The sequence below is a fragment of the Pedobacter sp. NJ-S-72 genome (assembly GCF_053890575.1).
This window is the reverse complement of sequence record NZ_CM132681.1, coordinates 2,983,800-2,997,294: the sequence shown is the minus strand read 5'-3', so window position 1 is coordinate 2,997,294 and position 13,495 is coordinate 2,983,800. Positions and strand designations below refer to the sequence as shown.

Below are 13,495 nucleotides of genomic sequence, written 5' to 3'. Positions count from 1 at the left end.
TCCTCTAATTTTTTGTTTATTATATACCTGTGAGGAAGCCTTTGCCCAAAGGACTGAAAGGAACGAAACCAATTCCTAACTCTTCTAAAGTAGGTATGATTTCATCTTCTGGCTCACGCCAAAACAAAGAGTATTCGCTTTGTAATGCTGATACAGGTTGAATTGAATGTGCCTTGCGAATAGTTTTAGCACTTGCTTCCGATAAACCGAAATATTTTACTTTGCCCTCTTGTATCAGGTCTTTTACTGTTCCTGCAACATCTTCTACTGGAACATCAGGGTCAACTCTGTGCTGATACAACAAATCAATGTAATCTGTTTTTAGTCTTTTTAGAGATGCTTCGGTTACTGCTCTTATAGTTTCGGGTCTGCTGTCTAAACCTACTGCTGGTCTAGCATCTTTACAACCAAATTTTGTGGCGATTACTACATCTTTTCTATAAGGCTGTAATGCCTCGCCAACAATTTCTTCATTGGTGTAAGGTCCGTAGGCTTCTGCGGTATCAAAAAATGTGATACCTCTTAAACTGCGTTGCATAATAGTGTTATGGCCTCTTTCTTATCAAGACCTTTGCCGTCCAAAAAGTTTAAACCCATACAGCCAAAGCCTAATGCGGAAACTTCCAATCCGTTATTTCCTAATTTTCTTTTTTGCATAATTCTATTTTTAGTTGTTTCTTAAACTGACTTAAATTTCAAGTACAAAATTCTTGATTGTCGTTCTATAAAAAGTAGTTGAATTGGTAATTGTTGTAGTCAGATTTTCAAACACTATAAATAAGTCCTCTACCTTTATCTAACGATTTGATGGTTGTCAGATCATCGGCAGACAACTCAAAGTCAAATGCATTGAAATTTTCATTCATCCTTTTCATATTTGCTGATTTCGGAATAACCACGACTTCTTTTTGGATTAACCATCGTAGAACCACTTGGGCGATACTCTTGTTGTATTTTCTTGAGAGCGCTACTAAAAGTTCCTGATTAAAAAGATTATTTCTGCCCTGGGCAAAGGGTGCCCAAACTCCAGTTGGATGCCCTGAGATTTCAAAGCTTTCTGCATTTCTATTTTTTGGGAAAATGGATGGGTCTCCACTTGATTGACTACAGGCACCACACTATGCCGCTTCAGTAAATTCTGGATCTGATCCATATTGAAATTACTTACACCGATAGCCCTCACTTTACCCTCCTTGTATAATTCTTCCATTGCTGCCTAAGAAGAATGTACATCTCCCTGCGGAAGATGAATCAAGTATAAATCAATATAGTCAAGACCTAATTTTTTTAGCGATGCCTCAAAGGCACGCTTTGTTTTTTGATACCCGATATCCGCGGGCAAAAATTTTGTGGTTACAAAGATTTCGTCTCGTTTGACATTACTTTTTTTAATCGCTCTGCCCACCGAATCCTCATTGTTGTATACTGTAGCTGTGTCTATGAATCTGTAATCGATATTTAAGGCATTTAGCACAGACTGTTCACACTCAAAACCGTCTCGAAGCAAGTATGTGCCAAAACCAAGCAGGGGCATCTTTACCCCATTGTTTAATATTACATTTTCCATTTTTGCACCGACTTAAATGTCAAGTTCAAAATTCTTAATAGTCGTCACCTGAAATGTATCTGAATTGGTACTTGTTGTAGTCAAATTGTATATGTGGGTGGGCTTGACTACTTATTTTGTCATGCCAATTCGGTGTCGTGCTACCATTGCCACTAACCCATATATAGGTCTGACGCTATCAGACCGATCCACCCAAATCTGGGCGTATTGACCGGAATCGAACACATCGATTCCGGTTTTTTTTTTTGCCTTTTCCGGGCTTAATATGTTTCATGCGGTGTTCAAAGTACTTAGCTAAATCTCATTTTATTTAGGTACTTTAAGCAGGCTTTCTTTGGACTAAATTATTGGATATTTAATATACATCAATCAGTACATCACCAAGTTCCTTTGTAAGGAAGCTATTATATATGTTTCTTATACTTATATATTAACTTAGGAAAATGAGCTCCAATCGTGTTATATTTTTCATGTTTAATAGCGTTCACCTGCTGGATCTAGCTGGTGCTGTAACTGTTTTTTATGAATCCGGATGCTGCGGAAAGAATTACAATATGCATTATGTTTCGCCATATGACAATCCGGTAACCTCATCTGGTCTTGGATTTTCAAATGTTGAGCCACTCAATTCGGTAACAGTTAGTATGGATGACATTGTCATTGTAGCCGGTATGGAAATTGAAAAATGGAACAGAGCAGATGATCACCTCTGGATACCATGGTTACAGTCTGCTGCTGCAACTGGCGCTACGATATCTTCAATTTGCACGGCAGCCTTTGCTCTTGCTGCTGCAGGGCTCTTAAATGGGCACAATTGCACTACGCATTGGGCATGGACTACAGCTTTGCAACAAAAATACCCCCTACTTAAGGTGATAGAGAATAAACTATTTGTACAAAGTGGGAGGATCTTTACCAGCGCGGGCATTGCTACAGGTATTGATCTTGCACTCTACCTTGTTGAAGAGCAGCACGGAGCAGCTTTTGCATGTCTTGTAGCAAAAGATATGGTTGTTTACATACGCAGAGATGGAACGGAAGCACAAAATAGCATTTATCTGCAAAGCAGGCAGCATATTAACCATCATATTCATCAGATACAGGATTATATTACTAAGCATTTACATCATAAAATAACAATAGGAGAATTGGCTGAATTAGTCTTTATCAGTCCGCGGAATCTTACACGGTTGTTCAAATCTGCCACAGGAATTACTATCGGGCAATATATTCAATCGTTAAGACAGGAAAAAGCAAAGCATCTGCTTAAAACCAAACAGAAGGTGGCCTGGGTAGCGAAAGAATGTGGTTATAATAGCCCTACTCAGCTGAGGAAGTTAATTAAAGAAGCAAAAGATTAACATATTGTCATAGATAGATTGGCCGGATTGTTACTATGGCTGTCCTGATTTATTAGGTGTATTCAATTAATTTTGGATTTAAATAAAATATTTATTTATGAAACAGTTATTACTCTTAGTTTTTTTTTTTATTCCGTGCTTTGCATTTACGCAAGTCTATGCAACCACATATATATGTCCGCCTTGTAGCCATCCATGTGATACCACTACTTATCAGCAACCTGGTGTTTGTGCGCATTGCGGGATGAAATTAATCGAGAAAAATCAACAGATGTCAAAGGATCAAAAAATAACAGTTTGCTTTTACTTATATGATGGAGTAGAGGTACTTGACTTTGCAGGTCCGATGGAAGTTTTTTCCTATGCGGGATTCAAAATCATCACTGTCGCAAAAACTAAAGCTCGTCTTTTCTCACAGGGGATTTTAAAGATCACTCCGGATTATAGCATTAAAGACGCTCCGCAAACAGATATTCTTGCAGTATTCGGTGGTTCGGACGAAGTGGCAACAGATGATCCTGAAGTTATTTCCTGGATAAAATCAAGGGACAGTGCTACTAAAAGCTATTTTTCTGTTTGCACCGGGGCATTTATTCTTGGGGAGCTGGTTTGCTTGATCAGCTTACGGTTACCACTTTTCATAAAAGCATAACAAATCTTCAAAAGGCTGTACCGAAAGCTAAAGTGCTTCAAAATGTCCGCTATGTTGATAATGGCAGAGTAATCACCACAGCAGGGATATCAGCTGGTATAGATGGTGCTTTGCATCTGGTTTCAAAATTGAGAGGTAAAGAAGTAGCGGAAGCAGTTGCAAAACAAATGGAATATGATAAATATGTGCCTGAACAAGGTCTGGATCTATCGCACCTGGAGTTACCAAAAACTCAAATTCCCAGCAATCAGCGCTAAAAGTTGATTTACTGTTTGATAATGCACAGCACCTTGTTCGGTTCCGGACAGTCTTAATGTATTAAATAATGTAACTGTTTGTTTTTTAGTGTGATATGCCTGTTTTGATAATTGGTATGGTCTTGGCATAAGGCATTGTTATAAATTCAGGACCATATGTTCAAACTCAATATCAAAATTGCACTCCGGAGTATTTTTAAGAATAAGGTCTCATCTTTTATTAATGTAATTGGGTTGGCTATTGGTTTGGCTGCATGTTTTATGCTTTTGCTCTATGTTTCCTACGAATGGAATTTTGATAAACAAGCAAAGCATTCGGCAGATGTGTATATCGCAATGACCAATGTTGTGGATAACAGTAAAAAAATCGCAGCAACATTTGACGGTACACCCACTGGTTTTGCTCCACTCATTAAGCAAGGTATACCTGAGGTGAAGTATATCTGCAAGATGAACTATGGTTCCAGAAAGCTGCTTGCAAATGGACAAAATACCTTTAAGAAGCAAGGGAAATTTGCAGAGCCTGATATTCTGAAAATGTATGATTACGAGTTTGTTGCTGGCGATCCCAGGACTGCGCTGCTTCAACCGAGATCAGTTATACTCACCGAGAGCACAGCTTTGACCTTATTTGGATCGACAAATGTACTCAACAAGTCGGTAAAGTATGAAAATCAGAATGATTTGAATATATACTGGTGTAATCAAAGATCTGCCAGAAAACAGTTCAAATAAATTTGATTTCTTAATGCCCTGGGCTTTTTATGAAATAGTGAACGAAGATGCCAGAAATCTAAACTGGAGTAATTATAGCTTTGTTACCCTGGTTAGGCTCAACGACGATGCTAATTTGTTTTTGGTAAACAAAAAACTCACTGAGATTATTAAGAAGGGCCAAAATATGACTGTCAATCAGCCTCATTTTCTTTTTCCTTTAAGCAAAATACATTTATATGGGAAGTTTGAGGCAGGAAAAAGTGTAGGTGGTGCTATTGAACAAATCTGGTTATTTATGACATTGGCATTTGGGATATTGCTGATTGCCTGTGTCAATTTCATGAATATGGCCACTGCAAAATCTGAAAATAGGGCTAAGGAGGTCGGAATCAAGAAAACAATCGGAGCTTCACGGTCTTCATTGATCGCACAGTTCCTGACTGAATCTATTTTACTTGCTACTATAAGTAAGTATCATTGTTGCATTAGGGTTGGTCGAGGCTTTTCTTCCATTTTTAAATAACCTATTGAATATCAATATGGTGATCAATTATTTTAATTTTTATAATTGGCTTGGCCTGATAGCAATTATTCTGATCACCGGGCTGGCTGCAGGAAGTTACCCTGCATTTTATCTTTCATCTTTCGAACCGATACAGACTCTAAGAAAAAAAGCAACAGGACGAGCTTTTCTTTCTATTAGTTTAAGACAGGTACTGATCATCGGACAGTTTTGTTTTACTGTTTTACTGATCATATCTACGCTGGTGATCTATAAACAAATACAGTATATTAAGGACAGGCCTCTGGGGGCAGATGTTAACGCGCTTATAGAAATGCCACAGGATGGAGCATTGCAGGGAAAATACGAATTGCTTAAAACGCGTCTTGTCAATTCGGGAGCAGTTTCGGATATGTATCAGTCTTCACAGAGTCTGGTCCATCATAGTTCCTTTTTTACAAACATGGAATGGCCAGGAAGTACTCCGGCAGAACTTAATGTTTTATTCAACAGAGTGGGGACTACCTATGATTTTATAAAAACTAATGGACTGAAATTAACCAGTGGAAGAGACTTTTCAGATAAATATGCATCCGATACAGCTGCGGTTCTGATAAGCCGTTCGGCCGTTAAAACCATGAGCTTGAAAGAGCCTTTGGGTACCACAATCAGATTTTCAGGAACTACCCGAAAAATTATAGGTGTATTTGAAGATTATGTATGGGATTCGCCTTATAAGTCTAATACACCTTTGGTCGTGTATTTTAGCAAGGAGCATACTGGAACCGTTACGATGCGTTTGAATACTGCAAACAGTACGCAGCATAACATAGAATTGATCACAAAGATTACCAAAGAGATTAATCCTGCATATCCTGTTGAATTAACTTTTACCAACACTGTTTATGAGGACCTGCTGGCCAAGGAACGAAAGCTTGGGGTATTATCAAATGTTTTCGGTGGGCTGGCCGTTTTTGTTCCTGTTTGGGATTGTACGGCCTCGTTGCTTTTAGTGCCGCACAACGCACTAAGGAGTTTGGTGTCAGGAAAGTATTGGGTGCATCAGTTGTCAATTTAATGAGTTTGCTCTCCTGGTCATTTATCAAGATGATCTGTATCGCCATTTGTATTGCTGTTCCAATTGCTTATTATTTGATGAGTAAGTGGTTGCAGAATTTTGAATTCCATATCGCCATTTCATGGTGGATCATTGCTTTTGCTTCTTTAGGGACCTTAGTTATTGCCTTGTTTACGCTGAGTTACCAGGCTTATAGAAGTGCTGTCTGCAATCCTGTAGATGCCTTGAAGTGTGAATAATTCATTGAGTTAATAATAATTTTGAAGAAAGAAATGATTTTTGAAGTAAATAAGAGAAGGGATAATATGACATGATGAAAATCTATCCTATCGCCAACCCGAAAACCGTTATTCTTCATTTGGAAAAAAATACTTGATCGCTCATGGAGATATTAAGTTTTTTGCTTTTCGATATCCTGTCAAACTTATACTTCTATGTTTCTTGAAAAATTTATTCAGATGGCTTTCATCAGAAAAACCGAATTCGGTTACAATCTCATTAATCCTCCTATCGCTAAAATTTAGCCGATGCTCTATCAAACGGATTCTATAGTTAGCAATAAATTGTTGAATGGTTTCACCACACTGATTTTTGAAATAGCTTCCCAGATAAGTATCTGATATACCAAATTTATCTGCTATAAATGATGCTTTTAAGCTTTGAGGTGTAAAAATATTGGCCTGTATATAACTGATAATTTCTAATATCCTCTTATCTGCGTTCTCCTTAATGCCCGGTGGTCTTATTTTTGAAATATTCCTGACTGCGATTACAATTAATGCATTTACATAATGTGCGGTTAAATCTTCATCATAAATGTCCTTATGTTTAATCGTGTGCAAGAGACATTCGACTATCGATTTAACAAGGAATTCATCCTCTTTTTGCCTTAAAAAACACAGCCTGATAAATGCGAGGCATAGTATAATAAACACTCGATACAGTTTATGTTTTTAGAGCTGTATTCTTTAATATATTCGTTATTGATTTTAACCAGTAGGAATTCCGTCGTTTCAACAATATTAAAGTTATGAGAATCGTTAGGTGTCATCAACATCAGGTTACAAGCCTGGTAAGCTATACAATTGCCATTTACATGGAGAAATCCCGTTCCGGAAATCACATAAGCCATTTGGAAAAAGCTAAACTGTAAATCCCTGACAGAACATTCATCTACCTTACGATAAACAATTTCGAAAGATTGGTGCATATTCTCCATTTTCATAAGGCAAAAATACATATATATCATTAAAATGTACTGATTTATGTATTATGTTCAGTTTATTTTTGCTAAATATTATTGATGTGAAAATGAAAAATCAAAACTATCTGAGTAAGAACACCATTGCTCTAATCGCTATTTGTATGGCAACGCTAATGTTCTCGTTAGAGATTTCCAGCGTGCCAGTCATACTCCCGACCCTTGAAACGATATTAGGCGCAAATCTCAAGGATATGCAATGGATCATGAATATTTATACAATCGGTTGTACGACAGTGTTAATGGCGGCAGGGACAATGGCTGATAAATATGGTCGTAAACGAATACTTGTTATTACCCTGGTTTTGTTTGGTATGGCTTCTTTGGTTTGTGGTCTGGCGCAAAGTACATCGGTATTAATTGTAAGTCGTTTTTTCCAGGGAATAAGTGGAGGGGCAATGTTGATTTGCCAGATATCAGCTCTTTCGCACCAGTTTCAGGAAGGAAAAGAGCGCAGTAAAGCCTTTGGTATATGGGGTATTATTCTCGGACTTGGATTAGGTTTCGGGCCTATTATTGGTAGTGGTATTGTCGCTTTACTATCCTGGAAATGGGTTTTTCTTATACATACGCCAGTCGCTGTTCTTGCTTCAATTCTTGTTTATGGCAATGTGGTTGAATCCAAAGATCCGGAGGCAAAAAGACTTGATATCTTAGGAATGGTTACTTTATCTTTATCTGTTTTTGGCTTGACCTATTTTATCACACAGGGAGGTGATATTGGTTTTACCAGCACCATTGCGATCTGTATCCTTGTTGCTACAGCAATAAGCTTTATCATTTTTGTGTGGATCGAAAAAAACAATAATCACCCGATGTTCGATTTTTCGGTATTTAAGATACGTAATTTTTCGGGTGCTATTTTTGGTTCTATTGGTATGAATTTTAGTTTTTGGCCATTCATCATTTATCTGCCTATTTATTTTCAGGCCTGTTTAGGTTATGATGTTATCACTGTGGGCCTTTCTCTATTGGCATATACACTTCCGACTTTAATTATACCACCTTTAGCCGAGCGTCTTTCAGTTCGGTATCGACGACGGGTATTGTTATTCCTCTAGGTCTGTTTACAATAGGCCTGGGATTTATTGGGATGAGATATGGAAGTCTGGCTCAGAACCCCAGTTGGGTTACAATGCTCCGGGGGTCCATATTGGCTGGTATTGGACTGGGGTTAACCAATACACCTGTGACCAATACCACTACAGGTTCTGTTTCAAGTAATCGGGCAGGAATGGCTTCTGGTATAGATATGAGTGCCAGGTTGATTACATTAGCCATTAATATTGCATTGATGGGATTCATTCTGGTAGAAGGAATTTTGTCTTATTTGAAAACTGTATTTCCTCATCAGTCTCTAAATAAATTGCCATTGCGTTCTTTGGCTGAAAAAGTAGCCTCCGGGAGTTTCCATACTCTTAAACACGATTTTCCGCAATTAGCTGTTTTAGACCCTTCCGGGATTGTTGTACATACAGCACTCGTACAAGGTTTTGACTGGATAATGTTATATGGTGGTATTGGTGTTTGGATTTTATCACTGGCAAGTTTGATCACGTTCGGGAAAAAGGAGGTACACGAAATCAGACGTTGAGGTTTAATATGCTTACTACTTTAGCTGTTAAATGGAATTACAGAGATTGCCATTTCAATAGATTCTATTAATTTAGTCAATAATGGTGTCTAAAAAGTGAATATCCTCATATTTATGAAAAAATCAATCTATTTTGTTTGCCTGGTAATGACAGCCTTTTGTTGTAATGCTTGCCGGGATAAAAGTTCGGCTGTAACAGATCATTCTAATCAGGATAGTTCTCTTACTGTGACGGCAGCTAAAATTATGCCTGCCGATACCGGAGGTTCAGAGTATGAACCTGTGGCGATAACTGAAGAACAGGAGGGACATATTGTTTATACTGACAGTGTAGACTTTAAGAAATATGTTGTGGAGATACCATCAAAATCTGTGGTTAAGGCTGAAATTGACTGGTCAGGTAATCTAGCTGCTAAGACTTTCAGAACCAGGATTACTGATGGCTATAATGGTCAGGAAGTGGATTTTGCGGGTCATTATATCGGAATTGTTTTCGGTTGTGGTGGTGGGTGTATACTTGGGTTTATGGTAGATGTCAGGGATGGTAAAATCTACGACCTTCCCTTAGGTGAAGAGAATATGTGCGTGGATATGCAGGATGCTGCACTTTATCGGGCAGGAAGTATATTGTTCATTTCGGCAGTTTGTAAACAAGATCCTAAAGATTCAAAGGTGTTTTATAAGGCTTATTTGTGGGATGAGCAGAACAAGCGATTTAATCCGGTGGGGGATAAGGATTTTCTTAGGAAGGTCAACTAGCGGAATCTATGCAAAGGGATGTCGCAAAGCACCCGTTGTCCCTTTAGTACAAACAAGGTGGGAATTGATTTTTTAAATGCTATAGATCTTCCAAATGAGCAAATTGAAAAAATTGCTCATGGCAATGCCGACAAACTGCTAATTGAACGATAATCTAAATTCCAGAGGAGATAAATCAGTTTTTTTCTTTTGAATAGCTTATTAAAAGATTGCGGGTGTTTCATAGCAGGAGATTGGATTAAAAAGGATAACCACAAGGCTTTACTGCGTGTAAATTCTCTTCCATAGTCATGGGTGTTGATTCTGTAAAGATGGTATAGCACGGGGCTACTTCTACTTTTTCATACCAATCTTTTTCTATGATTTGTTCAGGTGCATAACCCCAATGTTCAAAATGTACACCTACGCCCAATCCGCAAACAACGTGTTTGATCTTGTTTTTTAATGTAATAGCAGTTTCATAATCCAAATGATCGTAGTGGTAATGGGAGATCAGCAGATAATCAATTTGCGGCATCTCATCCGCTGTGTAAATATCACTTCCTTTATATGCTTTGACCGAACCTGGTATAGGAGATGCTGACCCACTGAATATCGGGTCAACCAAAAAAAATTTTCCGTCAAGCTGCATATAAAAAGAAGAATGTCCGAACCAGACAACCAGATTGCTGTCAATAGGCAAGGTCTTTAAATTTGTTTTCAACGAAGGCAGAGAATCAGTGGGGTTGCGGTTGGGATATTTTGTGAAAATCGTTTTATATAATTCACCTAATGTGGAATGTCCTTCGGTAAGTGTTGACTTTTCAATTCCTGCCAGTCGTTTCCCATCTGGTAATTTCCCGAATTTAGCCAGACGCATATAGAAAAATATAGTGATAGCTGTCAATACGATCAGCATTAAAAGAATCTGCATTGTTCGTTTTTAAATTTTAAAGACTTTATTCATTGCGCTATTCTTTGGCCAGTATTTTAATGTCGCTGATTTCCAGAACTTGTTTAGGATAACCATTTAGTACGGAATTAATCATAGCCTGTCCCAACTCATTAAGGGTGATAATGCTTTTAGGTGAAAAAACTTTGATGATGCTTACAATAACTACATAGATCATTTTGGTGTTTTTCTGCCCTTTTACCGGGGCCATTCCGCCCGGACGAAAATTATACTGTCCTTTAAAAGGTAATTTCATCAAGTCATTTTCGGTTTTACCTTTTACCCTGGCCCACATGGTTTTACTTTGCTCTGTGCTATCTGTACTTGTACCTGTAATGTAATTGAAAACCATATCCGGATTAAATTGCAACTAGTGTTTTTGCAAATTGCATTGTCGTATCATAGGTGATGATCGTGTATTTCTCTTCATTCATACCCACAGAACTAATACCGGCACAGAAAAAGCAGGCATCGTAACCTTGTAGCGAAGTACTAAAGTCTTCTATTTTCAAAAAGTCAGGAACCAGTAATTCTTTTAGTTTAGGATGTTCCCTATCCAAATGTTTTCTATTGACCATTAATATTTCTGTAATGGCATTATTTTGCAGGCATTCCAATAGAACGCCTTCGCCGGCCATTCCTGTGGCCCCTGTTAATATTATTTTCATCAGTATATAATTGTTTTTAATGGTAATGAAGCTATCATGTGCACCTGATTCCGGTTCATTTCGGTTTGTGTGCTGCTGCACATGATGGTTTCATTGGAATAGATTTGCGTTTAAAGGTTAAGTTACCCTTTTGCTTTCTAAATTTTGTTGAGGTTATATTTTAATAAACTTTCTGCTGCAGCCAGTATAGCTTCTTCTTCGTTGGTTCTGGGCTGCCAGCCTAAAATTTTTCTTGCTTTTTCGTTGCTTGCATTGCGATTGATACCTAACATTGGCGCTATGGCTTTTGCTTTTGGGTTAAATAATGCCGCTAAACGGGCAACCCGGTTAGGTGAGGTTTTTGTTGATGCATTTTTTGCGGCATCCGGCATCATTTTCTTTAAAAATAAAGCGATTTGGGGCAGGGACATTGTGCCACCTGATAATGCAATAAAACGTTGTCCACATTTTATAGAAAGAAACGGGGCGCTGAAGAGCTATGTTTTATTTAACGGATTTGGTGAGTTCATCATCAATAAATGATTGTCGTGTAATTTTTGCAGTTTTATGATCCCCGGTGTGGCTCCAGCCCGGTGGCATGATGATATACAATAACTTGTTTTTGAAACCAGGTGCTGCAATAATATCTTTTCCTAAACAAATAAATTCGCCAAAGTAAACATCCCACAAACTATTGGGATTCATCTCCCTGGTAATGCCATATTCTATTTTGATATCTGTTCTTTCATCCTGATAAGTCTTGAAAACCCGATCCCAGATATTTAAAAGATTGCAGAAATTGGTGTCCATATATAATGGGTTTCTTGCATGATGTACCCGGTGATGAGAGGGAGTAAGTAAAATCTTATTTAAGAAGCCCAATCGTCCATCTTTAATAACGTTTTCTCCAATGTGTATAAATGATCCCCAAAATCCATCGATGAACATAATGAAAAATAACAGGGCTGGATTTACACCCAAAAGTATACAAATTGAGGTGCGGACGACATCTGCGTAGGGTGCTTCTAAGAAGAAATGAGCAAAATTTACAGTGAGGTTCATTTGCTGTGGTGCATGATGTGTGGAATGAAGACACCATAAAATTCTGACTTTATGCGCTAATGCATGGTAAACAAAATGAGAAAACTCCCAGATAATATAACCATAAATTAGCCAGTACCATGTAAAGGTTGTAGTGAAAATGGCGTGTTTTTCAAGTAGTCCTATACAGAAGGCTACGGCTGCAATCGATATAAACCTGGAGATAAACCGGTTTACTACAAATACCAAAAAAGTTATCCGGTATTCATCTATTTTAAAACGTTTATAAAAAAAAGCCCTGATAATTTCTATTAATAACAGCAAGGGGATAATAGGAGCAATAAGATGTTGTATACCTTCAAATGTCGATAGTGATCTGTAATCTCCGCTTTGTACCATCTTTATAATACCACCAATACCAAAGAAACCAGTTAGTTCATCGTAGAGTGTTTGAAAGATATTCATGAGGTGGTTTTATTATAGGTTATCAATTATATAAAATTCATTTTCTGATACCGGGTGATTTACAGATACCTTTTTTTCCAGGTCTGCATCATATATACATTTATTTCCCACTGATCGGCAACGGGGCGATTAGTAAAAGGAATTGTTGGCATATAAGAAGGAGGGCCAAATTCAGTTAACATTGTGAGCATTTTACCCTGTTGTTTTTTAATGGCAACCACTTTATCCCACCAGGCAAAATGTACAGCTACTTCAGTCTTCCACTCTGGAGCACGGGGGTCACTAACCTGCGGGCCTTCAGTATGTCCAACGCGGGAGTGAACATGATCTGTACGTGAAATAGCCAGTTCAACTGTAGTGGCCTGATCTTCCAGTAAGCTTTCACTAACATTACACCAGTGAGATATATCGAGTGTAAGTCTCAGATCCGGGTTTTTCTGTAAATAGGGCAAAGCTGCAGGTGCTGAATAGAGCATGCGTGATCTGTGGGTTTCATGATAAATTGGAACACCTGTTTGATTTGAATAATTGATAGTAAAATCAATAAACCGTTTGTTCTCTTCATAGGTGAAGAAATCCCTTCCCGAATGGACATTGATGTACAGCGGTTGCTGGTATTTATTTTCAGCTGCTTCAACGAGTACTTTTTTAAAAGTTGTCAAA

The 13,495-nt window shown here is 37.9% G+C and carries 21 protein-coding genes and 2 pseudogenes; 11 read left to right on the top strand and 12 right to left on the bottom strand.

Features of this window, described 5'->3' with window-relative positions; translation table 11 throughout:
- Positions 1 to 19: 19 nt before the first annotated feature.
- The 4 genes and pseudogenes from ACWYN3_RS20125 to ACWYN3_RS20110 all read right to left on the bottom strand — a co-directional run bounded on the left by ACWYN3_RS20125 (position 20) and on the right by ACWYN3_RS20110 (position 1,534).
- Positions 20 to 538 (bottom strand): aldo/keto reductase, encoded by a 519-nt coding sequence (locus ACWYN3_RS20125; protein ID WP_456222722.1) that lies wholly within the window; start codon positions 536 to 538, stop codon positions 20 to 22.
- Complete coding sequence (locus tag ACWYN3_RS20120) at positions 523 to 657, bottom strand: hypothetical protein (protein WP_456222721.1); 135 nt, start codon at positions 655 to 657, stop codon at positions 523 to 525. The genes ACWYN3_RS20125 and ACWYN3_RS20120 overlap by 16 nt, the downstream gene beginning before the upstream one ends.
- Positions 658 to 764: 107 nt before the next feature.
- On the bottom strand, positions 765 to 932 hold the full coding sequence (locus ACWYN3_RS20115; protein ID WP_456222720.1) for an aldo/keto reductase: 168 nt from the start codon (positions 930 to 932) through the stop codon (positions 765 to 767).
- A 38-nt stretch (positions 933 to 970) separates the two neighbouring features.
- Positions 971 to 1,534, bottom strand: a pseudogene (locus ACWYN3_RS20110) (aldo/keto reductase).
- Positions 1,535 to 2,010: 476 nt separating this feature from the next.
- Between ACWYN3_RS20110 and ACWYN3_RS20105 the strand changes: the two are divergent.
- From ACWYN3_RS20105 to ACWYN3_RS20070, 8 genes and pseudogenes are all read left to right on the top strand, one after another.
- The gene (locus tag ACWYN3_RS20105; RefSeq protein WP_456222719.1) at positions 2,011 to 2,928 is read left to right on the top strand and encodes a GlxA family transcriptional regulator; all 918 of its coding nucleotides are present in this window, start codon (positions 2,011 to 2,013) and stop codon (positions 2,926 to 2,928) included.
- Positions 2,929 to 3,025: 97 nt separating this feature from the next.
- A pseudogene (locus ACWYN3_RS20100) lies at positions 3,026 to 3,178 on the top strand (hypothetical protein); the annotation flags it as partial.
- A 21-nt stretch (positions 3,179 to 3,199) separates the two neighbouring features.
- Positions 3,200 to 3,580, top strand: a complete 381-nt coding sequence (locus tag ACWYN3_RS20095; protein WP_456223087.1) for a DJ-1/PfpI family protein — start codon at positions 3,200 to 3,202, stop codon at positions 3,578 to 3,580.
- A 32-nt stretch (positions 3,581 to 3,612) separates the two neighbouring features.
- Complete coding sequence (locus ACWYN3_RS20090) at positions 3,613 to 3,837, top strand: hypothetical protein (RefSeq protein WP_456222718.1); 225 nt, start codon at positions 3,613 to 3,615, stop codon at positions 3,835 to 3,837.
- Between the two features lie 156 nt (positions 3,838 to 3,993).
- Positions 3,994 to 4,572, top strand: a complete 579-nt coding sequence (locus tag ACWYN3_RS20085; protein WP_456222717.1) for an ABC transporter permease — start codon at positions 3,994 to 3,996, stop codon at positions 4,570 to 4,572.
- Positions 4,573 to 4,585: 13 nt separating this feature from the next.
- Positions 4,586 to 5,077, top strand: a complete 492-nt coding sequence (locus ACWYN3_RS20080) for an ABC transporter permease (protein WP_456222716.1) — start codon at positions 4,586 to 4,588, stop codon at positions 5,075 to 5,077.
- On the top strand, positions 5,046 to 6,134 hold the full coding sequence (locus ACWYN3_RS20075; protein ID WP_456222715.1) for an ABC transporter permease: 1,089 nt from the start codon (positions 5,046 to 5,048) through the stop codon (positions 6,132 to 6,134). Before ACWYN3_RS20080 ends, ACWYN3_RS20075 begins: the two co-directional genes overlap by 32 nt.
- Entirely contained in the window at positions 6,041 to 6,373 is a 333-nt protein-coding gene (locus ACWYN3_RS20070; RefSeq protein ID WP_456222714.1) for an ABC transporter permease, read from the top strand. Before ACWYN3_RS20075 ends, ACWYN3_RS20070 begins: the two co-directional genes overlap by 94 nt.
- A 141-nt stretch (positions 6,374 to 6,514) precedes the next feature.
- On the opposite strand, the gene ACWYN3_RS20065 is transcribed toward ACWYN3_RS20070, so the two are convergent.
- Both ACWYN3_RS20065 and ACWYN3_RS20060 read right to left on the bottom strand, forming a co-directional pair.
- Positions 6,515 to 6,976 (bottom strand): helix-turn-helix domain-containing protein, encoded by a 462-nt coding sequence (locus ACWYN3_RS20065; protein ID WP_456222713.1) that lies wholly within the window; start codon positions 6,974 to 6,976, stop codon positions 6,515 to 6,517.
- A gap of 47 nt (positions 6,977 to 7,023) precedes the next feature.
- Positions 7,024 to 7,344, bottom strand: a complete 321-nt coding sequence (locus ACWYN3_RS20060; RefSeq protein WP_456222712.1) for a hypothetical protein — start codon at positions 7,342 to 7,344, stop codon at positions 7,024 to 7,026.
- 62 nt (positions 7,345 to 7,406) lie between these two features.
- Between ACWYN3_RS20060 and ACWYN3_RS20055 the strand changes: the two genes are divergently transcribed.
- From ACWYN3_RS20055 to ACWYN3_RS20045, 3 genes are all read left to right on the top strand, one after another.
- A complete protein-coding gene (locus tag ACWYN3_RS20055) occupies positions 7,407 to 8,456 on the top strand; it encodes an MFS transporter (RefSeq protein WP_456222711.1) in 1,050 nt (349 codons plus the stop codon).
- Positions 8,457 to 8,488: 32 nt separating this feature from the next.
- Positions 8,489 to 8,989 carry a hypothetical protein gene (locus ACWYN3_RS20050; protein ID WP_456222710.1) on the top strand — a complete coding sequence of 167 codons (501 nt, stop codon included), beginning with the start codon at positions 8,489 to 8,491 and terminating at the stop codon, positions 8,987 to 8,989.
- 96 nt (positions 8,990 to 9,085) lie between these two features.
- Positions 9,086 to 9,748 (top strand): hypothetical protein, encoded by a 663-nt coding sequence (locus ACWYN3_RS20045; RefSeq protein WP_456222709.1) that lies wholly within the window; start codon positions 9,086 to 9,088, stop codon positions 9,746 to 9,748.
- A gap of 238 nt (positions 9,749 to 9,986) precedes the next feature.
- Here the strand turns inward: ACWYN3_RS20045 and ACWYN3_RS20040 are convergent, their stop codons facing one another.
- From ACWYN3_RS20040 to ACWYN3_RS20015, 6 genes are all read right to left on the bottom strand, one after another.
- Entirely contained in the window at positions 9,987 to 10,661 is a 675-nt protein-coding gene (locus ACWYN3_RS20040) for an MBL fold metallo-hydrolase (protein ID WP_456222708.1), read from the bottom strand.
- A 37-nt stretch (positions 10,662 to 10,698) separates the two neighbouring features.
- The gene (locus ACWYN3_RS20035) at positions 10,699 to 11,031 is read right to left on the bottom strand and encodes a nucleoside-diphosphate sugar epimerase (protein WP_456222707.1); all 333 of its coding nucleotides are present in this window, start codon (positions 11,029 to 11,031) and stop codon (positions 10,699 to 10,701) included.
- Positions 11,032 to 11,038: 7 nt separating this feature from the next.
- Complete coding sequence (locus ACWYN3_RS20030; protein WP_456222706.1) at positions 11,039 to 11,347, bottom strand: NAD-dependent epimerase/dehydratase family protein; 309 nt, start codon at positions 11,345 to 11,347, stop codon at positions 11,039 to 11,041.
- A 137-nt stretch (positions 11,348 to 11,484) separates the two neighbouring features.
- Positions 11,485 to 11,757, bottom strand: coding sequence for a hypothetical protein (locus ACWYN3_RS20025; RefSeq protein ID WP_456222705.1), 273 nt, complete (start codon positions 11,755 to 11,757; stop codon positions 11,485 to 11,487).
- Between the two features lie 73 nt (positions 11,758 to 11,830).
- Positions 11,831 to 12,832 carry a sterol desaturase family protein gene (locus ACWYN3_RS20020; protein WP_456222704.1) on the bottom strand — a complete coding sequence of 334 codons (1,002 nt, stop codon included), beginning with the start codon at positions 12,830 to 12,832 and terminating at the stop codon, positions 11,831 to 11,833.
- 59 nt (positions 12,833 to 12,891) lie between these two features.
- Positions 12,892 to 13,494, bottom strand: a complete 603-nt coding sequence (locus ACWYN3_RS20015; protein ID WP_456222703.1) for a hypothetical protein — start codon at positions 13,492 to 13,494, stop codon at positions 12,892 to 12,894.
- Between the last annotated feature and the right edge of the window lies 1 nt (position 13,495).